We start from the raw sequence: 22,986 nt of genomic DNA, 5'->3' as shown, positions 1-22,986 counted from the left end.
GATATATCTAGGGTTCCATTATTTATATAGCATAAAAGTTGTTATGGAGTAGTTTTTTTGTTTTTAAAGAGAAAAGGGGCCCATACTTAAAAGTTTTTTAAGTATGGGCCTTTTTTAAAAGATTTTATAGGTTTTATTTAGGATACTTAGAAGCAAGAAAAGATCTAAATTATCCTAGTATTAATTTTATAAGTTCAAATTTTTTTAAGCTATAAATTCTTTAGCACACCAACCTATGTTTCCATTATATCTAACTTTGTACCAAGAACCACTTTCTTCTAAGATTTCAACCTTATGACCATTACCCATTACAGTTAATCTAGATGAAGTAGAGGAGTCTTTAGATGAGTGTAGCCACAATCCTCCATTAGCTTTTACATGGGCTGATCTTAATGAAGCTTCATTAGTATTTGATTGAACTAGATGAACTGTTTTACTTTCTTCCACAGTATTACTTTGTGATGTTACTGGATTGGTTAGGAACTCACTTGAACACCAACCTATATTTCCATTGTGGTCAATTTTAAACCAAGAACCACTTTCTTCTAAAACTCTTACCTTTGATCCTTTGTTCATTATACTTATTCTAGAAGAAGCATAGGAGTCTTTAGAGGAGTGTAACCATAAACCTCCATTTGCTTTTATGTAAGCTGTTTTTACTGTACTAGTAACTGGCTTGCTTACTTCAACTGTTTTGTTTTCATAAACTGGTTTATTTTCCTCTACATGCTTACTTTGTGAGCTTTGAGAGATAACAGTTGGGTTACTTAAAAATTGGTTTGAGCACCAACCCATAGTTCCATTATAGTTAACCTTGTACCAAGATCCGCTTTCATCTAAAATATCAACCTTTTCTCCATTACTCATTATGGTAATTCTAGAATATGCATAGGAATCCTTAGTAGAGTGTAGCCATAAACCACCATTTGCTTTTACAGAGGCTCTTTTAATATTTGTTAAAGTAGGTTTACTTGTTTCAGCTTCCTTTTTAGGTTTATTTTCTTCTACAGCTTTACTAGGAGAGGTATTTTTAACTTCCTCTACCTTATTAGATTCAGCAGGTTTTTCATAAGTAGTAGGTTCACTTAAGTACTTACTTGCACAGAAGCCAGTTTTACCATTATAGTTAACCTTAAACCAATCTCCATTTTCCTCTAAGATTGTAACCTTTTCACCCTTATCCATAATTGCTAATCTAGAAGAGATATATGAATCCTTAGAAGAGTGTAACCATAGTCCACCATTAGCTTTTATAGAAGCAGTTTTAACAATTGTTAAAGCAGGTTTACTTGTTTCAGCTTCTTTCTTAGGTTTATTTTCTTCCATAGTTTTTTTAGGTTCTGTAGATTTATTTTCTTCTACTTTTTTATTAGTTGAACTTTCAGAAGAAACTGGATTAGTTACATATTTACTTGAACACCAACCTGTATTTCCATTATAGTCAACCTTAAACCAAGAGTTATCTTCCTCTAAAACATTAACCTTAGCTCCATTACTCATTAGATTTACTCTAGAAGAGTATGAAGTATCCTTACTAGAATGTAGCCATAAACCACCATTAGCCTTTATAAAGGCAGTTTTTGCAACTGTTTCAGAAGTCTTACTTAATTCATCTTTTTTAGTTTCTTCAACTGGCTTACTAGATTCAGAAGGCTTAGCTTGTTCAGCTTTATTTGATTCAACTTTATTAGTAGCTTTATCCTTAGATTCATCTACTTTTTTATCTTCAGTTTTACCTTTAGAATCTTCAAATCCCTTGTTCACCTTTTCATCTTTGTCTTTAAGAGAACTTTCTATCTTTTTATTATCTTCTTTAGAATCAGATTTTTTATCTGAAGTATTAGTTTTAACTACGCCAAGAGGAGTAACAGAATCAGAGGACTTAGATGGAGCTTCCTTTTCTTCTAAGAAGTCAGTATATCTATGACTTATGTAAGCTTTTTGGCCATTATAAAGAACTTCATACCATCCATTTGAGGCTCTACCAGTTACAGTTAATTTATCTCCTCCATTAGCTAGTCCTACAGGCTTAATTCCTTCAGTAGTAGGGAAGGGTTTTTCATTAATATAAACATCTTGCTTAGCTGTTACAGTACCCTTTAAGGCTTCAACTGTATATTTATGATCCTTTGAGCTAACAGGTTTTGATGTTACAATGTTTGTTTTTACAATGTCAGAATTACTTTTTGAAGAATTTCCTTTATATTTGTAGTATCTTGTAGCTCTATATTGTCTATTCCATCCATTTTCTTTAGTGGGAGCTTGTCCATTTAAATTACGATGAGCATAGGCATCTCCATAGGTATAGGCTTCATTTCCCATTACATAGGCAATACCATTTGCTTTATCCTTCCATCCCATGAAACACATTGTGTGATATTCACCTGCAAAGATAATATCTCCCTTTTGGATGTTTGAAAAATCTCTATGCATTTCCCAGTTATTATTTTCAAGCCAATTCCAAAGGTTAGAAGTGTATCCAATATGACTTGGAACAGGTACTCCTATTGCTCTTAAACAAGCACCTTGGAAGAAAACACAAGTGTTGCTAGGGTCTCCATTATGAAGACGAATAGCTTCATTCATTGCATTAGATTGATTACTTCTAACACTTTCATATTCATATAATCTTCTATTAACATCTGAAGCAAAGTTACTTGAGTTATTAGATAAATTTTCAGAAGAATTCTTTGAATCTTTTTCAACAGGTAATTTTACTTCTTTTATAACAGGTTTTTGATTTTTTACCTCTTCTTTAATTTCTTCAGAACTTTTCTTTATGTCTTTATCCTCTTTAACTTTAGGCTCAGTTTTTACCTGAGCTTTATTTTCTTCCTTTGAGTTACTTTTATCTTGCTTTTTTTCTTCAACTTTAGGCTCGGTTTTTTTATCAGATTTTAAATTATCTTTATCCTTTGATTGTTTTTCATCTTTTATAGGGGGATTAGTTTCTTTTTTACTTTTTACCACAGCAACATTAGAATTAGACAAGTCAATATTAATCTTATCATTTGGTTGTTGTTGCTGCTGAACTATTGCTACAGCCATAAAATCATCTCCTATTTTCTTAAGTTTAAAATAGTGTATATAATACTTAAATTTTCCATGTAATTATACCATAATTAGAAATGTTAATAAATAATGGAATAATTGTGAATGTAATTTTAACTTGAATTTAGGAGTAGAACTTTATTTATAGTTTTTATATTTTATTTTAAATGAAATACTCGTAAATGATAATTAAAATAAAAGAAGCAATAAATTCTTAATATAATACTTAAAATTAAAAAATTTAATCCTTAGAAGTTACGCAATTATGTCTTAAATGAAAAGAAATGGTTACAAAAATAAAGAATAAGTTAGCACTTTTATAATCTTTTGATTAAATTTCTCTGTAAACGTTTTGTTAAACGTTGAAAAAAGAAGAATAAGAAAGTGATTTATACAATATATATATAATGAGGACTTATTAGTTTGATTTAAGGGGGAAAAGAAAAATGCTTAAAAACAAAAAACTGATCGCTTTATTATTAGGAGGAATAATTGGAACATCTTCTATCTTAGCTGGATGTGGCTCAGGGGGGAGTGCTTCATCTAGTGATGGAGAAGGAGAAAAACCAGTAAACTTAGTATGGTATGTAATCGGTAAACCACAAAATGATGGAGAATTAGTTGAGGAAGAGGTAAATAAGTATATAAAGGATAAAATAAATGCTACTGTAGACATAAAACATATTGACTTTGGTGATTATAGTCAAAAAATGAACGTAATAGCTAACTCAGGAGAAGAATATGATTTAGCATTTACATGTTCATGGGCTTTCCCATACTTAGATAATGCAAGAAAGGGAGCTTTCTTAGAGTTAAATGATCTTATAGATAGTCATGGAAAAGATCTTAAGAATGTTATTGATGAAAGACTTTGGAAGGGTGCAGAAGTTGATGGAAACATATATGCAGTGCCAAACCAAAAGGAAATAGCAGGAGCACCTATGTGGGTATTTGATAAGGAACTTGTTGAGAAATATGATATTCCTTACCAAGATATTCATTCCGTTGATGATTTAGAACCATGGCTTGCACTTATAAAAGAAAAGGAACCAGATTTTGTTCCATTCTATACTCAAGGAGATGGAATTCCTATAGAAGGTATAGAGGATATAACATCAGGCTTAGGTATTTTCTATGATGATAAAAGCTTAACAGTTAAAAATATGTATGAAACAGAGGAGCTAAAACATCTTTTCACTAAATTAAGAGAATTCTATGAAAAAGGATATATAAATCAAGATGCAGCAGTTAGTAATATGAAAAATGAAGTTAAGAGATTTGTGTGGAAGGCTGATGGACAACCATATGCTGAAAATGGATGGAGTCAATCTTTAGGTAGAGAGGTTGTAACTTCATCAATAGTTTCTTCATATGTTACAAATGCATCAACTACAGGTGCTATGACTGCTATATCAGCAACATCTAAGCATCCAGAAAAGGCTATGGAACTTATAAACTTAGTAAATAAAGATTCTACATTAAGAAATCTATTAATGTTTGGAATAGAGGGAACTCACTATGAAAAGGTTAGTGATAATCAAATAAAGAGAGATCCAAATGGACCATATAGTGTTACAAGTTGGGCTTATGGAAACTTATTTGATACTTATGTTTTAGATAGTGACCCAGTAGATAAGTGGGATGCTTTTGAGGAATTTAACCAAAAGGCTAAAACTTCAACTATATTAGGATTTAAATTTGATACAGAAAAAGTTGTAACTCAAATGTCAGCTGTAAGTAATGCTTTTGAAGAGTTTATTAAACCTTTATATACTGGTTCAGTAGATACTGAAGAGACTTTAGAAAAGTTAAATAAGAAGCTATATGATTCAGGTCTAGAAGATATAAAAGTTGAGTTACAAAGACAATTAGATGAGTGGAAAAAAGAAAATAAATAGAATTTAGGAATAAAATTAAATAATAATAAATAAAATGTAAAGTAGATTATAGTTTATATAATCTACTTTGTTTTTTGTTAAGAATATATTATTTTGGGAGGAATTATTATTATGGCAAGATTTACTTTACCAAGGGACATATATCATGGAAAAGATTCTTTAGAGGTATTAAAGGGCTTAGAAGGTAAAAAGGCTTTTATAGTTATTGGTGGCGGATCAATGAAAAGATTTGGCTTTTTAGATAAGGTTTTAAGTTATTTAAAGGAAGCTGGAATGGAAACAAAGGTTTTTGAGGGAGTAGAACCAGATCCATCAGTAGAAACTGTTATGAAGGGTGCTAAGGAAATGGAAGAATTTAATCCAGACTGGATAGTTTCCATAGGAGGAGGTTCACCTATTGATGCAGCAAAGGCTATGTGGATTTTCTACGAATATCCGGATTTCACTTTTGAAAAGGCTATTGTTCCTTTTGGATTACCTAAGCTTAGAAGAAAAGCAAAATTTGTAGCTATTCCATCAACTTCTGGAACTGCTACAGAGGTAACTGCCTTTTCAGTAATAACTGATTATAAGGCTAAGATAAAATATCCTTTAGCAGACTTTGAAATAACTCCAGATATAGCTATTGTAGATCCAAGCTTAGCAGAAACTATGCCAGAGAAGTTAGTAGCTCATACAGGAATGGATGCCTTAACTCATGCTATTGAGGCTTATACTGCAAGTTTAAGATCAAACTTTACAGATCCTTTAGCTTTAAAGGCAATTGAAATGGTTAATATGCATTTAGTAAATTCCTTTAAGGGAGATATGGAAGCTAGGGGAGAAATGCATGAGGCTCAATGTTTAGCAGGTATGGCCTTTTCTAATGCCCTTTTAGGAATAGTACATTCTATGGCTCACAAGGTAGGAGCAGTATTCCATATACCACATGGATGTGCTAATGCTATCTTCTTGCCATATGTAATTAAATATAATAGAAAGGCTTGTGAAGATAGATATGCACAAATTGCAAGACATATTGGATTAAAGGGAGAAAGTGAAAGAGAGCTAACAGATGCCTTAGTAGATTTAATAAATAAGTTTAATAAGGAACTAAATATACCTTCATCAATGAAAGAGTATGGAATAGATGAGAATGAATTTAAAGCTAATCTTAAATTTATAGCTCATAATGCTGTTTTAGATCCATGCACAGGATCAAATCCAAGGGAAGTTGATGATGAAACTATGGAAAAATTATATACTTGTGCATATTACGGCAGTGATGTGGATTTTTAAAGAAGATAAGATTATCTTTTTAGGAAGAATATAAAGCAGATATATATATAGTATAGATAAGAGGATTGTGTTAAAACTCAAAGATAAAATCTATAAATTTTATGAGTTCTTTGATACAATCCTATTTTTTAGGTGGGAGAATAAAATATTTTTTGGGAGAGGTTTAGTTAGATGTTTAAAATTTTAGAAAAAAGATATTTAAATGACTCTGTTTATTTAATGAAGATAGAAGCACCTAGAGTAGCTAATAAGGCTAAGCCAGGTCAATTTATAATACTTAGAACAGATGAAGAGGGGGAAAGAATTCCTTTAACCATAGCTGATTATAATAAGGAAGATAAAAGTGTAACCATTGTTGTTCAAGGCCTTGGAGCTAGCACCTTAGAACTTGGAAAATATAATGAAGGTGACTATATACATGATTTTCTTGGCCCATTAGGAAAGAAAAGTGACTTTATATATGAAGATTTAGAGGAGTTAAAAAAGGAAAGAATACTATTTGTAGCTGGTGGAGTTGGAGCTGCACCTGTATATCCTCAAGTGAAGTGGCTATATAACCATGGAATTTTAGCAGATGTTATAGTTGGAGCTAGAAATAAGGATTTATTAATCTTTGAAAAGGAACTTAGGGAGGTTTCTAAAAATCTATATATAGCTACTGATGATGGAAGTTATGGCTTTAAGGGAAGAGTAACTGAACTTTTAGAAGATCTAGTTAAGAATAAGGGCATAAATTATAATAGAGCAATTGTAATTGGACCCATGATAATGATGAAGTTTATGTGCATTCTTACAAAGGAATTGAATATTCCTACCACTGTAAGCTTAAATCCCATAATGGTTGATGGAACTGGAATGTGTGGTGCTTGTAGGGTTACAGTAGGAGGAGAAGTTAAGTTTGCTTGTGTTGATGGACCAGAATTTAATGGGCATTTAGTGGATTTTGATGAATCTATTAGAAGACAAGCTATCTACAAAACAGAAGAGGGAAGGGCCTTTTTAAAACTTAAAGAGGGAAATACCCATAGTCATGGTGGATGTGGATGTAGAGGTGATTTGAAAAATGAGTAATTTAAAAAAGAAAAGAGTTAAATCTAGGGAGCAAGATCCAATAGAAAGAGGTAAAAACTTTAAGGAGGTTTCCCTAGGATATGGAGAAGAAGAGGCTATTGAAGAGGCAAATAGATGTTTAGGGTGTAAAAATCCTAAGTGTGTAGAAGGCTGTCCTGTTTCTGTAAATATACCAAGTTTTATATCTTTCATAAAAAAAGGAGATTTTTCAGCTTCTTTTGAAGAATTATCAAAATATAATGCTTTACCTGCTGTATGTGGAAGAGTTTGCCCACAAGAATCTCAATGTGAAGGGAAGTGTGTTTTAGGAATAAAAGGAGAGCCATTAGCCATTGGTCAATTAGAAAGATTCATAGCAGACTTTGCAAGAAATAATAAATTAAGCTCTTTAAAAAAGAGTGAAAAGATTTTAGAGAAGGTAGCTGTTATTGGAAGTGGCCCTGCTGGTTTAACCTGTGCAGGAGAACTAGCTAAACTAGGATATAGAGTAACTATTTTTGAAGCATTACATGAATCTGGAGGGGTTTTAGTTTATGGAATTCCAGAATTTAGATTGCCAAAGAAGGATGTAGTTAAATATGAAATAGAGGAAATAAAAAAACTAGGAGTTAAAATAGAAAACAATGTGGTAGTTGGTAAAACTGTGGACATTGATGAATTAATAGAAAATGAAGGATTTAAGGCTGTCTTTATAGGTTCTGGAGCAGGTCTTCCAAAATTCATGGGGATTAAAGGGGAAAATGCCAATGGAGTTTTTTCAGCTAATGAAGTTTTAACTAGGGTAAATCTTATGAAGGCTTTTAAAAATGAAAGCCATACTCCTTTAAATTTAGGAAAAAAGGTTGCTGTAGTTGGTGGAGGAAATGTTGCCATGGATGCAGCTAGAACTTCCTTAAGATTAGGAGCAGAAACTCACATAATTTATAGAAGAAGTGAAAAGGAGCTGCCAGCTAGATTAGAAGAAATTCATCATGCTAAGGAAGAAGGAGTTATTTTAGATGTTTTAACTAATCCTACTGAAATTTTAACTGATGAAAAGGGTTGGGTAAAGGGTATAAAGTGCATAAGAATGAAACTTGGAGAGGAAGATTCTTCAGGAAGAAGAAGACCAATTGAAATTGAAAATTCAGAGTTTATTATGGAAGTAGATAGTGTAATAATGTCCTTAGGAACTTCTCCTAATCCTTTAATATCCAATGCCACAAAGGGATTAAAGACAAATAAGAGAGGATGTCTCCTTGTAGATGAAGAAAGCTTAAAAACCTCCTTAAAGGGAATTTATGCAGGAGGAGATGCTGTTACAGGAGCAGCTACAGTTATCCTTGCCATGGGAGCAGGAAAAAAAGCTGCAAAGTCCATTGATTCTTATTTAAGAAAAGAAGAGCAAAATAATATTTAGCAATTCTTAAGGAAGAGTTTCATATGAAATTTAAAAAAAATAAATTAACTCTATTAATCTTTACTCTTATAGTAATTTCAACAGCCATAATTTTTTATGTATTAAAACCTATTAATTTATTTAAGTTTATTTTATTTTTAATTTATATATTTTTAGAAATACTTTTATTTAGACTTTGGATATTAAGCACCTATGGTTTTATTTGTATTAATTGTGGGAATACTTTTAATATAGGAATCTTAAAAAGACTTTTATTTTTTAAGGAAAATAAAGAATGTCCAAAATGTAAAAGTAGAAATATAGTAAAGGAGCACCTTTGGAGTTATTGTTTAGACAGTTGGAATGATTTAGATGAGGATTAATATTAAACAAAGAAAGGTGATTATAATAATCTTAAAGAATTAGATACTATAAAAATTAAATTTAATCATTAAATGAATATTAATTTTCATTCTAGCCACAAATGAAACATAATTGACATACTTTTACTTTATAATTTAAACTATAATAAATTACTTATATTTGTATAGGAGGTAGAAACATGAGAAGAGAATCAAATCCTGCATTAGCAGCTGGGTTTGAAAAGGCTGTTAGTGATGGAACAACCATGACAGTTGGAGGAACTATAGTAAAAATATTAATAATGACAGCTATTTTAGGTGTTGCTTTTGTTTATAGTTGGATAGCTTTTCAAAATCCAGATGTGAATTATAAAAGTGCTTTAGTGGTTTCACTAGGAGGATCATTAATTTTAGGACTATTAACATCATTCATACCAAAGATTGCACAGTTTACAGCAGTTTTCTATGCAGCTTTTGAAGGTGTTCTTTTAGGTTCTATATCAAGATACTTTGAAAGTATGTTTCCTGGAATAGTATTCCCAGCTATGCTTTTAACAATAATATGCTTAGTTGCTACAGTACTTATATATAGAAGAACTCCAGAGATAGCTGGAAGAATTAGCAGAGGAGTTTTCATAGCCATAATATCAATTGGAGCTATTTACTTATTAGGAATGGTACTTAGTTTCTTTGGAATAACTTTACCTATATATGGTTCAGGAATAATTGGTATAGGATTTAGCCTATTTGTTGTTGCAATTGCTACAGCAAGCTTAATAATGGACTATGATTTCATACTAAAAGCTTCACAATATGGATATCCAAAGTACATGGAATGGTATGGAGCTTTTGGATTAATGGTAACTTTAATATGGTTATACACTGAAATACTAAATCTTTTAGCTAAATTTTCAGATAACTAAGGTATAAAAACTAATAAATATAAATAAGAGGTTTAAATCAAATTTAATAGTAAAACTTACAAACAGTATGAAAAGAATATAGTAATTCTCGGAATATGTTGTAAGTTTTATTAAAAGTTGTTTTCATAAGCCTCTTATTTTTTTGCCCTATTTTAGATTAAGCCCTAAAATAGGGCTATTTCTTTAATTAAATTTTATAAAGTTAGGAATACATAAATAAAAAGTAAATTATTTAAAATAGGCACATTTAAGTATTTACATATATGGTAAATAAAGTATAATTATTATAAAGAGAGCTTGAATTTTATGACTTTTAATGAAGAGATTTAGTAATAAATGAAGTTTTATGGTATATAAACTCATATTAGGTAGTGGGGTAGGAGGAAGTTATGGAGAATAGGAATGAAGATAACTTAATAGATGAATTTAATGAATTAGTTTCAGAAATAAGTAAATCAGTCTTTGAAAAATCTATTTATAGGGATTTAAAACTTACAGAAGAAAATTTAATAAAGACCCTTACAAGTACTTCAGAAAAAACTGCTACAATAAATAGAAATAACTTAATAAGTTTACAAAATAATTTAAAGGTAATATTAGATGAAGCTATAGCAGACTTTAATTTAGGGGTTCAGCAAGGGGAAGAAGCCTTTGAGAAAAAAGCTAATGAATTTTTAAACAATATAGAAGAGGTATCTACTAAGTCAAAAGAAAACATTTACCATTTAAAAGATAAGGCAAAGGAAACCTATGATGAAATAGAAAGGTTAAAGGAGCAAGTAGAGGGAATAAATAAAAATATAGGGGAACTATCAGAAGAAGAAGGGCTTCAAAATATAGCTACTTTACAAAGAATAGGCAGTGAATTAAGTGAAAAGATAAGGACAAGCAATCGCATAGCTAAGGAGCATATAGAAAAAATAGAAGAGATGGATAAAATGCTAAAAGGTGAATGCTTAAGAGTTATGAACTGCGTCAATAAACTAGAAAATAGGTTAAAGGTTGATAAGAGTGAAATTAGAGATAATTTTTTAGGCTTTAAGGAATATATTGGAGAAGGCCTTGAAGAGATAAATTATAATGTTAAGTTAGAGTTTAATGAAATAAAGGATCTTTTAGAAGAGGGAAATACCAATATGAATAACTCTATGGAATTATTAAATAGTGCCATAGATAAGTATAATGTTGATGTAATAGATGCCACAAGAAGGCTTGGTGAGAGAGTTAATAATTTAGATAGAAAAATATCTAATATGAATAAGGGGTCTGAGGAACCATTTTTCCATGAAGAGTTAAAAAGTGAATTAGATAAAAAATATTACTTTTTAGTAATTAGCATAGTAATTGTAGGCATTTTAGCAGTTTTATTTTAGGAGAAAACCATGTTAGTTAAGGAATATGAAGTAAAAGTTTCTAAAGAAAAAGAGGAAAATAAGGTTCTTTATAATTCACAGAGTTTAAATGAGAAGTTTTTAAAGCTATATAAGCATATAAAGAGGTATGAAAAGGAAAATAAGCTATTAATAATGACTTTAAAGTTAAGAGAATATATAAAGGATTTAAAAATAGAATTAGAATCCTTAGAAAAATGTGCAAGTAGCAATGGGGAGGATAATAAAATAAAATCTTTTTTAAGGAAAGCAAAAAGAGAATTTAAGGAGATAGATATAAAAATTAACTCTATAAGAAAAGAGAATTTTAAATCTTTAGAAGAGGAATTAATAGATGAAGTTTTATTAAATTTAAAGTACAAGCTATTAGAATCTATTAAAGAGTATAATGAAGAGTTAAACAGGGATTATTTATATCACAATCAGTTAAGAGTTGATTTTGGAATTCAATGTAAGGGTTTAAAAGAAAAGTTCTTAGAAGAATTAAAAGCTTACCTAGAAGGTTCTTCTAAAAGAATTAAAGAAAATATTAATTTAAAAAGCAAAGTAGTATTAAAGGAAATAAAATTATCTTCAAAGGAAGATATTAATTTAGACTTAGTAGATATAATAAAAAATGATATTTTAGAATTAAATTCTGTAAATGAGGAGATATTTAATATTTATAGAAAATATGAAAAAGCAATCCATGAGAGTTTTTTTGAAAGTTTAAATAAATTAGGAATAAAAGAATCAGAGAATGCTGTTTCATATAAATGTGAAAAGGTTGATTATACTTCCTTAAATAAGAGATTTTTTAAGCTTATAGAATCTTTTAACAAGGGATTTTTAAAAAATAAGATTTTAATTGATATAGAGAATTTCATAGGACATGAAAATATAGAAAATAAAATGGAAATAGAACTTTTATACGCCTTAGATTTATTTAAGGAAGAGTATATTAAAAGCATAGGGGAATTAATTTTAAACTTAAAAGAAAGATTAGAGGAAAATATATATTCTAATTTTGAAAGTGATTATGGAAAGTTATTTTCAGTAGAAGATCAAAGTGAAATATTAAATAATATGTATTTAAATTTAAAAAATGTAGAATCAAATAATTTTAATAAAATAACCTTAGTTGATTATTTAAACAATAGCAATAAAACTCACAAACATATTTCTAGAATTAATAGACTTTCCTAAGAATTTATAATCATTACTTAAAAGATATTACTAAAGCTTCAAAAGTTAAGTTAAAGTCAAAAGTTTTAATTTTGATTTTTAAACTTATACAATGGAGCTTTGTGAGATTGTATTACTAAGAAAAGAAAATACACCCATTTATGCATGTTAACTTTAAAATTGTAAAAAAATGTTGTATTATATAAGTAGATGTGAACATAAATAGATAGGGGGTAATTTTGTGGGGAAAAAGGTAATATTCCCTATAGTGATTATAATAATTATTCTTGGAGTTCTTGTTTCTATTTTTATTAAAGAAGATAATTCCTTTAAGGTGAAGGAAAGTGAAGTAGTGGCAATGAAATACTATATGAATAAAGAAAGAAATGAAAATTACCATAATGTACCTAAGGATTTAGAGAAGAAGAGTATTGAAGAGGTAGTAAGTGTTTTAAATGAAAGTGATGTTACGGAAAAAAAGAACTTTGCACCAATAACTGATAGTGATAGGAAATTATATATATTTTTAAAAAACAATGATGTAATAGTTATAAATAATAATAGTATAGATGAGGAAAAATACATAGTTGAATATCCTAATGACTCAATTTTAGGTAGCAGTAATAAATCAAAATATATGGTAATAAACTCAGAAAGGTTAAAAAATGTCTTTTTAAATATAGAAAATTCTTTTAATGATGTAAACGATTATAGGCAGAGAATGAGAGTATAGAGAGTTTTCATATTACAATTTTATATTAATAAAAGCGATTTAAAAATTTTTTTAAATCGCTTTTAATTTTGAATTTTATTTAAATTAATGTAAAATAATATTAATGATGTGTTAATAAATGCAAAGGAGAGAAATAAATTGAAAATTAAAGTAAATAATAAAGTTAAGCTTTTTTTAAAGATAACTTTTATAGCAGTAGTATTAGTTTTAGTGGCCTTTGGATTTAAAAATATGTTTAAGGAATTTAATATGACCTATTTTAATATGTATAGAGATAAATTGCATTTTTTTAAGCTAACTCTAATTGCCATAGCTGGTATTATTGCATATATGCCTTTATCTATTTATGATTTTATTTTGAAAAAGAATGTTGGAATAGATATTAACAATATAAAATTATATAAATATTCTTGGATAGCAAGTTCCATTGCAAGTTTACTTGGATTTGGAGGGGCGACCTCCTTAGCTTTTAAGCAATATTTTTATGGAAGTCATGTTAAGGATAAAAAGAAGCTATTAAGAGAAATTGGAAAGATCATATTTTTAAACTTAACTGGATTGTCTGTATTATGTATAATTTATATTCTCTTAGAATTTAAAGATATACAAAATTTAGGGCTTATAAAATATGTAGTATATGGAGTTTCTGCCTATGCTCCTTTGGTTATTATAAATTCACTATATAATTATAAGAAGAAAAAGGACGAAGAGGGATTCACCTTAAAGGTTGTAGGCATATCCTTTGTGGAATGGACCTTAAATATGCTCCTTATATATTTAATATTAGCTATTACAGGAGCTCATATAAAACTAACAGAATATTTTTATGTCTATGTAAGAGCTACAGCAGTTGGAATAGTTAGCATGGTTCCTGGAGGACTTGGCACCTTTGACTTAACCTTTATAGATGGCTTTAAAGCCTTAGGAGTACCTATAGAGCAAACCTTTTTAGTAATAATACTTTATAGGATAAGTTATTTTATATTGCCAGCAGCAATAGGGGTAATTCTATATATTCATGAGTTTGGAATGAATTTCAAAGCCTTAATAAAAAGTAGAAAAAATAATGAGGATTAAGTTTGAAAAGCATTAAGGGACTGTATCAAAATAACTTTTTATAAAACTTACAAACATATTCCGAGAATTACTAGATTTTAAATGAAAGTCCAAATTTTAATTTGGAAACTTGAACTTATCCAATGGAACTTTAGTTACATTGGAGTCATTTGAATAATCATTACTACGAAGATATTACTAAAGCTTCGAAACTTAAGTGAAAGCCCAAATTTTTAATTTGGAATCTTGAACTTATGCAATCGAACTTTGTGAGATTGTATTCCTAAGAAATTAACAGTCTCAGCTTTTTAACGTAATATCTTCTCCGTAATAATTTAAATTCTAAAGCTCATCTAGATATTCTCTTCATAATGTTTGTAAGTTTTATTTGTTATATTTTGATACACGTCCTTTTTTAGTTATATTTAAGGTAAAAATAAGGAAAGTGAAACATTAAAGTAATATTTAACAAGTAAAATTATACAAGGGAAATAATTCTTACATTTTTGTAATGCAAATGAAATATTAATCAATGGATGTGAAGAAAGGTAAAGTGTATAATAAATTTGGATTTTAAACATGGGGAGGACAAAAGGTGAAGTTAAATATAAAGATAAGTGACAAATTAAAATTATTTTTTAAAATAGCATTCGTTTCCGTAGTAATACTATTTATAGTTAGGGAATTTACTTCAGTATTTAAAAATTTCAATTCAGAATATTTCTTTATTTATAGAAATAAACTAGACTTTTTAAACCTATTAATAATTGCAGCATTAGGTATAATTTCTTACATTCCTTTATCTTTCTACGATTTTATTTTAAAGAGAAAAGTTGGAATAAGATTAAAAAATAGAAAGTTATATAAGTATTCTTGGATAGCAAGTTCCATTGCAAGTTTACTTGGATTTGGAGGAGCTACATCCTTAGCTTTTAAACAGTATTTTTATGGTGACTATGTAGATGATAAAAAGAAATTATTAAAAGAAATTGGTAAAATAGTAGCCTTAAACTTAACAGGCTTATCAATAGTTTGTTGTACATATATGGGGATTAGAATATCTTCATGGAATAACCTAGGTATAATAAAATATGCCATAGGAATAATAGCTTTATATGCACCAGGTTTTATAATTTACTCAGCTTATAAATATAGCAAAACAAGGGATAAGTTAGAGTTTTTCAGTACTTTAGGTATTATATTCATATCATTTTTAGAGTGGCTTACAACAATAATTTTAATTTATGCAACTTTAAGAATAACAGGAGCATCAATAAGTGTTTTAACTTTCTTACCAATATATATTGAAGCAGCGGTTGTAGGAATGATCAGTATGATTCCAGGGGGAATTGGTACCTTTGACTTAACCTTTATGACTGGATTGGATGTTTTAGGTATTCCTATAGAACAAACCCTATTAGTTATAATACTTTATAGAATAAGTTACTATATAGTTCCAGCTCTTATAGGTGTATTACTTTTTGTACATGATTTTGGTGGTAAAATAAATAAAAAGTTTAATGGATTACCTTATGAAATAGTTTCTAAGGTGGCTTATAAGATAGTAGTTTCTTTAGTATTTATATCAGGAGCTATTATTGTTTTATCAAATATAGCACCTCAATATTTATTAAAGATAAAATTATTAAAAGAAATTTTAGGTAAACAGGTATTAGGCTTATCAATTGGAATGAGCGTAGTACTAGGATTTTTAATAATGCTTGCAGCTCTTATGCTAAAATACAGGGCTAAAAGTATTTACAAAGCAAGTATGGTTTTATTTATATTAGGAATAATATTATCCTTAACAAAGGGAATTAATCCTTATGAATTAGTATTTTTAATTATTGTAGCGTACCTTTTATATTTAAGTAAGAGAATGTTCTACAGGGATAGTTTTGTTGTAAGTTGTAAAAACACCTTAATAGATTCAGGGATATTAATTGCATCTTTTTCAATTTATTTCTTTATTTTAATTACCTTTGGAACACATCTTAAATATGTAGGAATTGTTCGTAAAATGCCTTATAAGATGGCGTATAAATTTGGATTTATAGCCTTTGCTTTAGTAACTGTAATATATGTAGCTATTTACTTTTTAAATATAAGAAGAAAAATTCCTGTTAAGACCTTTGATGAATGTAGCGAATATGTAGAAAAGATAATAGAAGAATACAAGGGTGATTCTCTAACACATTTAGTATTTTTAAAGGACAAGTATATTTATTTAAATGAAGATAAGGATCTTTTCATTCAATATGAAGTCTATGGAGATAAGCTTTTTGTTTTAGGAAATCCTGTGGGAAATAATGAAAATCTATTTAGGGAAATAGAAAAGTTTTGTGAGTATGCTGATAATTATGGTTACACACCAGTTTTTTACCAGGTTAATGATGAAATGATAAGTTACCTTCACTCTAATGGATATGATTTTATGAAAATTGGAGAAGAAGCTAAGGTTGATGTAAAAGAATTTAAAGTTGTAGGAAATAAAATGAAGAGTTTAAAAACTTCAAGAAGTAAGGTGACTAAGGAAGGTTATACTTTCCACATGGTTGAACCACCTTTTTCAAAGGAATTTTTAGATTCCTTAAGAGAAATATCAGATGAATGGTTAGATGGAAGAAAAGAAAAAGGATTTTCAGTGGGATTCTTTGATGAAGATTATTTAAATAAAGCTCCTATAGCTATTTTAAAGGATAGAGAGGGAGAAATAAAAGCCTTTGCTAATATAATGTATATGTATGATGATGAAAGCTTCTCAGTGGATTTAATGAGATTTAGCAAAAATACTCCAAGGGGAGTTATGGACTTTATGTTCATAAATTTAATTGAGTATGGAAAAGAAAAGGGATATGAAATATTCAACATGGGAATGGCTCCTTTAGCCAATGTTGGTTTATCTAAATATGCTTTCTGGAATGAAAAATTAGCCCTTCAATTCTATGAGAATGGACAAGCACTTTACTCCTTTAAAGGATTAAGACGTTTTAAAGAGAAGTTTAGTCATAATTGGGAGTATAAATATATTGCTTACAGAAGAAATACATCCATACTAATAACGGTAATACAAGCAGCTATAGTTTGTTCAAGAAACAGAAATGTAGATGAAAGTATAGTTGTAAGAAACTTAAAAAGCTTAATTAAATAAAAAGTTGTATTTTAATAGGGTGTATCGTGAGATTTTTATTTATACAAAATTTAATTAAGAATAAAATATATGATTTCAAAAGGACCAATTTTAGGTCCTTTTAATTTTTAAATAATTTTTGCTTTAAGTGGATTATTAGTTTAAAATAAGCTTAAATAATATACTTTATATTAAAGAGGAGCTGAGAATATGAAAAAACTTAAATGGGGAATATTAGGACCAGGAAATATAGCTAGAGACTTTGCACAGGCTTTAAATAGGGTTAATGGAGAGGTTTATGCAGTAGCTTCTAGAAATAAGGAAAGAGCAGAGAAATTTGCAAGAGAAAACAATGTTAAAAAAGCTTATGGAAGCTATGATGAGATTATAAAAGACAAGGATATAGATGTAGTGTATATAGCAACACCACACAGTAATCATTATGAGTACATTATAAAAAGTTTAAATAATAATAAACATGTTCTATGTGAAAAGGCTATAACTGTAAATGAAAGAGAGTTAGAAGAAGCCTTAAAAATAGCAAGAGAGAAAAATTTAGTTTTAGAAGAAGCAATGACCTTATTTCATATGCCCTTATATGAAAAGGTTATAAAGAAGATAAATAATGAAGACTTAGGAAAAGTGAATATGGTTCAAGTTTCCTTTGGAAGCTTCAAGGAATATGATGAAAATAACAGATTCTTTAATCTTGATTTAGCTGGAGGAGCACTTTTAGATATTGGAACTTATGCCTTATCCTTTGCAAGATATTTCTTATCTAGTATGCCAGAGGAAATCTTAAGTACAGTTAAGAAGGCTAAAACTGGTGTAGATGAAGAGTCTGGAATAATATTAAAGACAAAGGAAGATGAAATTGCAACTATATCCCTAGCCTTTAGATCTAAAATGCCTAAGAGAGGAATTGTTTCCTGTGACAATGGATTTATAACAATTGATAATTTCCCAAGAGCTAATAAGGCAACCATAAACTACTTAGATGGTGCAGTAGAAGTTATAGAGTGTGGAGAAGAGGAAAAGGCCTTAGATTATGAAGTTATCTTTATGGAAGAGAGAATAAAGGAAAATAAAGAATCTAATAGTATAGAACTAACTTATGATGTTACAAAGATTATGAATAAGGTTAGAAAAGACTGGGGAATTGTTTATCCCTTTGAAAAATAATTAAAGTTTTATAAAAGGTTTAATTTTTGTAATAGCATTAATATTAAAAAATAATATATGAAATTAAAAGTCACCTAAGGAATATAATGTAGTATTAATATTCCTTAGGTGATTTAATTTGGATAGTAATGCTTTAAAAAAATATAAATCTTTAAATTATACAGATTTTAATAGTGATATGGATTCCTTTGTTAATTCAAACAATCTAGAAAGTAGCACTGATTATCTTTTAGTAACTAATTTAAAAACTAAATATACTTATGTTTATAAGAAGTCTAATAATAAGTGGATAAGGAGCTATAAATGGATTAGCACAGTAGGTAAGCCTTCTACACCTACTAGAAAAGGAATTTTCTTTATTAATGGAAGAAAGGCAGGATTTTCTGGAGCAGATTATTCAGTAAAGTATGCTACAAGAATAGTGGATGGCTATTATTATCACTCAATATTATATGATAAGACTGGAAAGAATATAAAAGATGGTAGGCTTGGTGAGGCATTAAGTCATGGATGTATTAGACTTAATCCAGATAATGCTAAATGGATATATGATAATATACCAGATAATACTACGGTTTTAATAGCTTAGATTACACATACTATTTTTGAACATTACTTTGAAAGGAGAAATTAGTATGGAGAAAATTCATTGTTTAGTAGATGGCTTAGGAAGTTCTACAAATAAGACTCAAGTTAAAAATGCTTTAGAAAATTTAGATGGTGTTCAAAAGGTATGTGTAGATGTAGCTAGAGGAAGTATAGAAGTTATGTTTAATGAGCATACAAGTGAGGGTGAAATTAAAAACTGCATAGAAAACACAGGATTTTCTATAAGAAGTTAGTAAGAGTTTTTAAAAGAAACTTTATTAAAATTATAATAAACCCTATAAAAATATTCCGAGTAATCACCATAAATTATATTGTGAATTTACTCGGAATATTTATTAAAACATTTAAATCTCTTCTTAACTTAACGGGATTTAAGCCTTAGTTTTTATAACTTTTGAACATTAGTAGCCATTGGGCCTTTTTCACCTTCGCTTATATCAAAAGAAACACTTTCACCTTCATGTAAATCTTTTTCAGGTCCTTTTTCCTTCACTTGTGAGATATGTACAAATACATCATCACCTTCATCACAAGAAATAAAGCCATAGCCTTTCTCTTGATTAAACCATTTTACTATTCCAGTTCTACTACTCATAAATACATCTCCTTAAATTAAAAAAGTCTAAACACTAATAGTATTTCATATAATAGTAAATTTAAACATATTTCTTTTAGAAATTTTACTCTTATTTTAAATTAAAGTTCATATAAACATATTTTCTAAAAGGTAATTTATTATGAAAAGTAGAAGGATACTTAGTAATTTTTTATATTTACTTTTGTAATATTATTGTATATAGTTTACTGGAAGGTTTTGATAAAATTTTTATATTGAGAACTGGAGAAAGGAGATATATGTGAAGAGTTTAGTTATTAAGTTTATTTCAATTTTTTTAGGAATAATATGTATATTATATTACATCTTAGTTAATGCTTTAAGTGGAAAAACAACCTTTAGCTCTTTTTATTTAATTTTAGGAGTAGTCATTATATTATACACACTTTTTATAAATAAGCTTTTAAAATTACAGTGGTTTAAAACGGTGTACAAGCCTATGAAGATTTTAGCTCTTATATGCATAAGTATATTTATAATAGTAGAGGGAGCAATAATTTTCTATCCTAAAAAATCCTTAAAACCTTGTGATTATATAGTTGTTTTAGGGGCTGGAATAAGGGGAGAAAATTTAACCGCTACATTAAGAGACAGATTAGATAAGACCATAGAATATTTAGAGAAAACTGGATTTAATGGAGAGATTGTAGTATCTGGTGGACAAGGTCCTGGAGAAAGCATAACTGAGGCTTATGCAATGGAAAAATATCTAGTGGAAAATGGAGTGCCAAAGGATAAAATTGTACTTGAAAATAAAGCAACTAGTACATACGAAAATCTAAATTATTCTAAGAAGATCATAGAGAACTTAAGTGGAAAGCCTATAAAAGACTTAGATATTTTAATAGTTACCACAGATTTTCATGCTATGAGAAGCAATCTTTTAGCTAAAAGAAATGGATATAATAAGGCTTATTTATATACAAGTAAAACTCAGTGGTATTTAGTACCTTCTATGTATGCAAGAGAATTTTTTGCTTTTTGTAAATCATATTTTCTTGATAAGAGAATTTAGCTTTTATAAATATTAAAATTTTAATTGCTTAATTTAAATTAGACATGAGTTATGATTAAAATTTAGAATATAGAATTAAAATGAAAAGCAGATTAGAAAAAACTAATCTGCTTTTTATTTTGCATGTAGTTATATGAATAAAATGTAAAAGGAGAATCACAACACAAAGAAACAAATTACAGGTTATATAGTTTAAGAATATTCATAGAAGACACTACATGCTTGTGTAAAATAAGAAAAAGTGAGGTTAAAAATTACTAAATTATAATTTTTATTACTATATATTTATGAGCTGTTTTTATGAAATATTACAAAATATAAAAAAAGAATGAAAATTTTTATTTACAAATTGTTTAAATATACTTAATATAATATATAGAAATAATATTTTGAAACTTTTATTGCATTTTGGAGGTGGTATGAATGGAAAGCGTTCCCCCTAGTAGGAACTTAAGATTAAAATTAAAAATAAGAGGAATGGTACATTTATATACCTTTAAGGAGCAAATTATCCTATAGATAGTTATTATTCCTCTTATTTAAGGAAAAGAGGAAATGATATGAATAAAAGAATAACAAAAGAAAAGCTAAAGGATATTTTAGCTAAATATCCAAGTAATAAATTTGATTCTCTAGATGATATACATCCAGCTGATATAGTTGATCTTTTAGAGGAGAATGAGGAAAATATTAAGCTTATAAAAAAACTTCCAGAAAATATGATTGCAGATATTATAGATTTTGCGAAGGATGATGACAAGGTAAATATATTAAAAAGTTTACCTGAAGAAAAGAAGAAGAAGGTTTTAAATTTAATAGCTTCAGATGAACTTACAGACCTTATGGCAAGCTTAAATCGTGAAGAAACTAGCAAATTACTTTCAAGTATGCCAGTTCAAGATGCTAAGGATTTAAGAAAATTATTAACATATGCACCAGATACAGCTGGTGGTGTTATGGCCACAGAGTTTATTTCTATAAAGGATACTATGAGTGTAAAAGAAACCTTAGAGTACCTTCAATTAGAAGCTCCAAAGGCTGAATCAGCTTATTACATATATGTTGTAGATGACTTAGGAATATTACAAGGTGTAGTTTCTTTAAGAGAACTTGTAATAAGTAAGTTTGACGAAAAAATTTCAGAGATTGTGAATAAAAACGTCATAAGTGTTCCTTTTGATATGGATCAAGAAGAGGTTGCAAATATATTTGATAAATATGGACTTTTAACAATACCAGTTGTTGATTATAAAGATATGCTTTTAGGTATAATAACAATTGATGATGTTATTGAAATTATAAAAGAAGAAACAACAGAAGATATACACCGTCTAGGTGGTGTAGATGGAGAAGAAAAAGTTGATAGTACAGTAAAAGAATCTGTAAAAAGTAGATTACCATGGTTATTTGTTAACCTAATAACTGCTTTCTTAGCTTCTGCCACTGTTGGACTTTTTGAAGGAACTATTAGCAAGGTTGTAATTTTAGCTACATTTATGCCTATTGTTGCAGGTATGGGTGGAAATGGAGGAACTCAAACCTTAACAATTATAGTAAGAGGTATAGCCTTAGGAGAATTAACTTTTAAAAATGCAAAGAGAATTTTCTTTAAGGAAATTGGAGTTGGTATTTTAACAGGGGCTGCCACTGGATTAGTAACTGCAATAGTTGCTGTTTTATGGTCAGGAAAACCTGCAATTGGAATAGTAATAGGATTAGCTATGATATTAAATATGACTGCTGCTACCTTTGCAGGATATTTAGTACCAGTTGTTTTAAAGAAATTAAAAATAGATCCAGCTTTAGCTTCTGCCGTGTTTGTTACAACAGTAACTGATGTATGTGGATTTTTCTTCTTCTTAGGTTTAGGAACTTTATTCTTACCATATTTAACTTAGATTATTATTTTTATTAAGAGGGTGGAATTAATGAAGAAGAGTTTTAGAAGTAAAAACATTTTATTAGTGGTAATTTTAGCACTTTTAGTATTTGTAGGAGGCAATATTTATTTTAGTAATCCTGACAATTTAGCAAGATTAGAGGTTGGTAACAATCCTCAAGGAATAATGAGCATACAAGAAAGTAATAATTAAAAAGGTGCTGTATCAAAGTAGATTTTAATAAAATCT

The 22,986-nt window shown here is 28.6% G+C and carries 19 protein-coding genes; 17 read left to right on the top strand and 2 right to left on the bottom strand.

Annotated elements, in window-relative coordinates; all coding sequences use genetic code 11:
• Positions 1 to 204: 204 nt before the first annotated feature.
• Positions 205 to 3,048, bottom strand: a complete 2,844-nt coding sequence (locus tag CPF_RS07140; protein WP_011590718.1) for an SH3 domain-containing protein — start codon at positions 3,046 to 3,048, stop codon at positions 205 to 207.
• A gap of 449 nt (positions 3,049 to 3,497) precedes the next feature.
• On the opposite strand from CPF_RS07140, the gene CPF_RS07135 reads away from it, so the two are divergent.
• The 14 genes from CPF_RS07135 to CPF_RS07070 all read left to right on the top strand — a co-directional run bounded on the left by CPF_RS07135 (position 3,498) and on the right by CPF_RS07070 (position 19,459).
• On the top strand, positions 3,498 to 4,949 hold the full coding sequence (locus CPF_RS07135) for an ABC transporter substrate-binding protein (protein ID WP_011590717.1): 1,452 nt from the start codon (positions 3,498 to 3,500) through the stop codon (positions 4,947 to 4,949).
• Between the two features lie 111 nt (positions 4,950 to 5,060).
• Positions 5,061 to 6,227: an iron-containing alcohol dehydrogenase gene (locus CPF_RS07130; protein ID WP_011590716.1), complete on the top strand. Its 1,167-nt coding sequence runs from the start codon at positions 5,061 to 5,063 to the stop codon at positions 6,225 to 6,227.
• Positions 6,228 to 6,398: 171 nt separating this feature from the next.
• The gene (locus CPF_RS07125) at positions 6,399 to 7,298 is read left to right on the top strand and encodes a sulfide/dihydroorotate dehydrogenase-like FAD/NAD-binding protein (RefSeq protein ID WP_011590715.1); all 900 of its coding nucleotides are present in this window, start codon (positions 6,399 to 6,401) and stop codon (positions 7,296 to 7,298) included.
• Positions 7,291 to 8,697, top strand: a complete 1,407-nt coding sequence (gene gltA, locus CPF_RS07120) for an NADPH-dependent glutamate synthase (RefSeq protein ID WP_003456576.1) — start codon at positions 7,291 to 7,293, stop codon at positions 8,695 to 8,697. The genes CPF_RS07125 and gltA overlap by 8 nt, the downstream gene beginning before the upstream one ends.
• A gap of 23 nt (positions 8,698 to 8,720) precedes the next feature.
• Complete coding sequence (locus tag CPF_RS07115; protein ID WP_011590714.1) at positions 8,721 to 9,059, top strand: hypothetical protein; 339 nt, start codon at positions 8,721 to 8,723, stop codon at positions 9,057 to 9,059.
• A gap of 179 nt (positions 9,060 to 9,238) precedes the next feature.
• The gene (locus tag CPF_RS07110; RefSeq protein WP_003456586.1) at positions 9,239 to 9,961 is read left to right on the top strand and encodes a Bax inhibitor-1/YccA family protein; all 723 of its coding nucleotides are present in this window, start codon (positions 9,239 to 9,241) and stop codon (positions 9,959 to 9,961) included.
• Positions 9,962 to 10,350: 389 nt separating this feature from the next.
• Positions 10,351 to 11,334, top strand: a complete 984-nt coding sequence (locus CPF_RS07105; protein WP_011590713.1) for a hypothetical protein — start codon at positions 10,351 to 10,353, stop codon at positions 11,332 to 11,334.
• Between the two features lie 9 nt (positions 11,335 to 11,343).
• Positions 11,344 to 12,537, top strand: coding sequence for a hypothetical protein (locus CPF_RS07100; protein ID WP_011590712.1), 1,194 nt, complete (start codon positions 11,344 to 11,346; stop codon positions 12,535 to 12,537).
• A gap of 220 nt (positions 12,538 to 12,757) precedes the next feature.
• On the top strand, positions 12,758 to 13,249 hold the full coding sequence (locus tag CPF_RS07095) for a hypothetical protein (protein ID WP_003462589.1): 492 nt from the start codon (positions 12,758 to 12,760) through the stop codon (positions 13,247 to 13,249).
• A 138-nt stretch (positions 13,250 to 13,387) separates the two neighbouring features.
• Entirely contained in the window at positions 13,388 to 14,326 is a 939-nt protein-coding gene (locus CPF_RS07090; protein WP_003467356.1) for a flippase-like domain-containing protein, read from the top strand.
• A 574-nt stretch (positions 14,327 to 14,900) separates the two neighbouring features.
• Complete coding sequence (mprF, locus tag CPF_RS07085; protein ID WP_011590710.1) at positions 14,901 to 17,456, top strand: bifunctional lysylphosphatidylglycerol flippase/synthetase MprF; 2,556 nt, start codon at positions 14,901 to 14,903, stop codon at positions 17,454 to 17,456.
• 189 nt (positions 17,457 to 17,645) lie between these two features.
• Positions 17,646 to 18,617, top strand: a complete 972-nt coding sequence (locus tag CPF_RS07080; protein ID WP_003467193.1) for a Gfo/Idh/MocA family protein — start codon at positions 17,646 to 17,648, stop codon at positions 18,615 to 18,617.
• Between the two features lie 118 nt (positions 18,618 to 18,735).
• Positions 18,736 to 19,206 carry a L,D-transpeptidase gene (locus CPF_RS07075; protein ID WP_003467334.1) on the top strand — a complete coding sequence of 157 codons (471 nt, stop codon included), beginning with the start codon at positions 18,736 to 18,738 and terminating at the stop codon, positions 19,204 to 19,206.
• Between the two features lie 46 nt (positions 19,207 to 19,252).
• Positions 19,253 to 19,459, top strand: a complete 207-nt coding sequence (locus tag CPF_RS07070) for a heavy-metal-associated domain-containing protein (RefSeq protein ID WP_003467361.1) — start codon at positions 19,253 to 19,255, stop codon at positions 19,457 to 19,459.
• Between the two features lie 152 nt (positions 19,460 to 19,611).
• Here CPF_RS07070 and CPF_RS07065 read toward each other — a convergent pair whose 3' ends face one another.
• On the bottom strand, positions 19,612 to 19,821 hold the full coding sequence (locus CPF_RS07065) for a cold-shock protein (RefSeq protein ID WP_003452066.1): 210 nt from the start codon (positions 19,819 to 19,821) through the stop codon (positions 19,612 to 19,614).
• A 262-nt stretch (positions 19,822 to 20,083) separates the two neighbouring features.
• On the opposite strand from CPF_RS07065, the gene CPF_RS07060 reads away from it, so the two are divergent.
• The 3 genes from CPF_RS07060 (at position 20,084) to CPF_RS15000 (ending at position 22,950) form a co-directional block, all read left to right on the top strand.
• Positions 20,084 to 20,857: a YdcF family protein gene (locus CPF_RS07060; RefSeq protein WP_011590709.1), complete on the top strand. Its 774-nt coding sequence runs from the start codon at positions 20,084 to 20,086 to the stop codon at positions 20,855 to 20,857.
• Positions 20,858 to 21,417: 560 nt separating this feature from the next.
• Positions 21,418 to 22,755 carry a magnesium transporter gene (mgtE, locus tag CPF_RS07055; protein WP_003452139.1) on the top strand — a complete coding sequence of 446 codons (1,338 nt, stop codon included), beginning with the start codon at positions 21,418 to 21,420 and terminating at the stop codon, positions 22,753 to 22,755.
• Positions 22,756 to 22,785: 30 nt separating this feature from the next.
• On the top strand, positions 22,786 to 22,950 hold the full coding sequence (locus CPF_RS15000) for a hypothetical protein (RefSeq protein ID WP_003452100.1): 165 nt from the start codon (positions 22,786 to 22,788) through the stop codon (positions 22,948 to 22,950).
• The last annotated feature ends 36 nt before the right edge of the window (positions 22,951 to 22,986 follow it).

The sequence above is a fragment of the Clostridium perfringens ATCC 13124 genome (assembly GCF_000013285.1).
Taxonomy (GTDB): domain Bacteria; phylum Bacillota; class Clostridia; order Clostridiales; family Clostridiaceae; genus Sarcina; species Sarcina perfringens.
This window is presented reverse-complemented; position numbering and strand designations above follow the sequence as displayed.

Excerpts from the sequence above, each read along its gene's own strand:
- gltA (WP_003456576.1), top strand. The coding sequence starts at position 7,291 with ATGAGTAATTTAAAAAAGAAAAGAGTTAAATCTAGGGAGCAAGATCCA.
- CPF_RS07125 (WP_011590715.1), top strand. The coding sequence starts at position 6,399 with ATGTTTAAAATTTTAGAAAAAAGATATTTAAATGACTCTGTTTATTTA.
- CPF_RS07130 (WP_011590716.1), top strand. The coding sequence starts at position 5,061 with ATGGCAAGATTTACTTTACCAAGGGACATATATCATGGAAAAGATTCT.
- CPF_RS07115 (WP_011590714.1), top strand. The coding sequence starts at position 8,721 with ATGAAATTTAAAAAAAATAAATTAACTCTATTAATCTTTACTCTTATA.
- CPF_RS07110 (WP_003456586.1), top strand. The coding sequence starts at position 9,239 with ATGAGAAGAGAATCAAATCCTGCATTAGCAGCTGGGTTTGAAAAGGCT.
- CPF_RS07100 (WP_011590712.1), top strand. The coding sequence starts at position 11,344 with ATGTTAGTTAAGGAATATGAAGTAAAAGTTTCTAAAGAAAAAGAGGAA.
- CPF_RS07135 (WP_011590717.1), top strand. The coding sequence starts at position 3,498 with ATGCTTAAAAACAAAAAACTGATCGCTTTATTATTAGGAGGAATAATT.
- mgtE (WP_003452139.1), top strand. The coding sequence starts at position 21,418 with ATGAATAAAAGAATAACAAAAGAAAAGCTAAAGGATATTTTAGCTAAA.
- CPF_RS07070 (WP_003467361.1), top strand. The coding sequence starts at position 19,253 with ATGGAGAAAATTCATTGTTTAGTAGATGGCTTAGGAAGTTCTACAAAT.
- CPF_RS07140 (WP_011590718.1), bottom strand. The coding sequence starts at position 3,048 with ATGGCTGTAGCAATAGTTCAGCAGCAACAACAACCAAATGATAAGATT.
- CPF_RS07065 (WP_003452066.1), bottom strand. The coding sequence starts at position 19,821 with ATGAGTAGTAGAACTGGAATAGTAAAATGGTTTAATCAAGAGAAAGGC.
- CPF_RS15000 (WP_003452100.1), top strand. The coding sequence starts at position 22,786 with ATGAAGAAGAGTTTTAGAAGTAAAAACATTTTATTAGTGGTAATTTTA.
- CPF_RS07080 (WP_003467193.1), top strand. The coding sequence starts at position 17,646 with ATGAAAAAACTTAAATGGGGAATATTAGGACCAGGAAATATAGCTAGA.
- CPF_RS07105 (WP_011590713.1), top strand. The coding sequence starts at position 10,351 with ATGGAGAATAGGAATGAAGATAACTTAATAGATGAATTTAATGAATTA.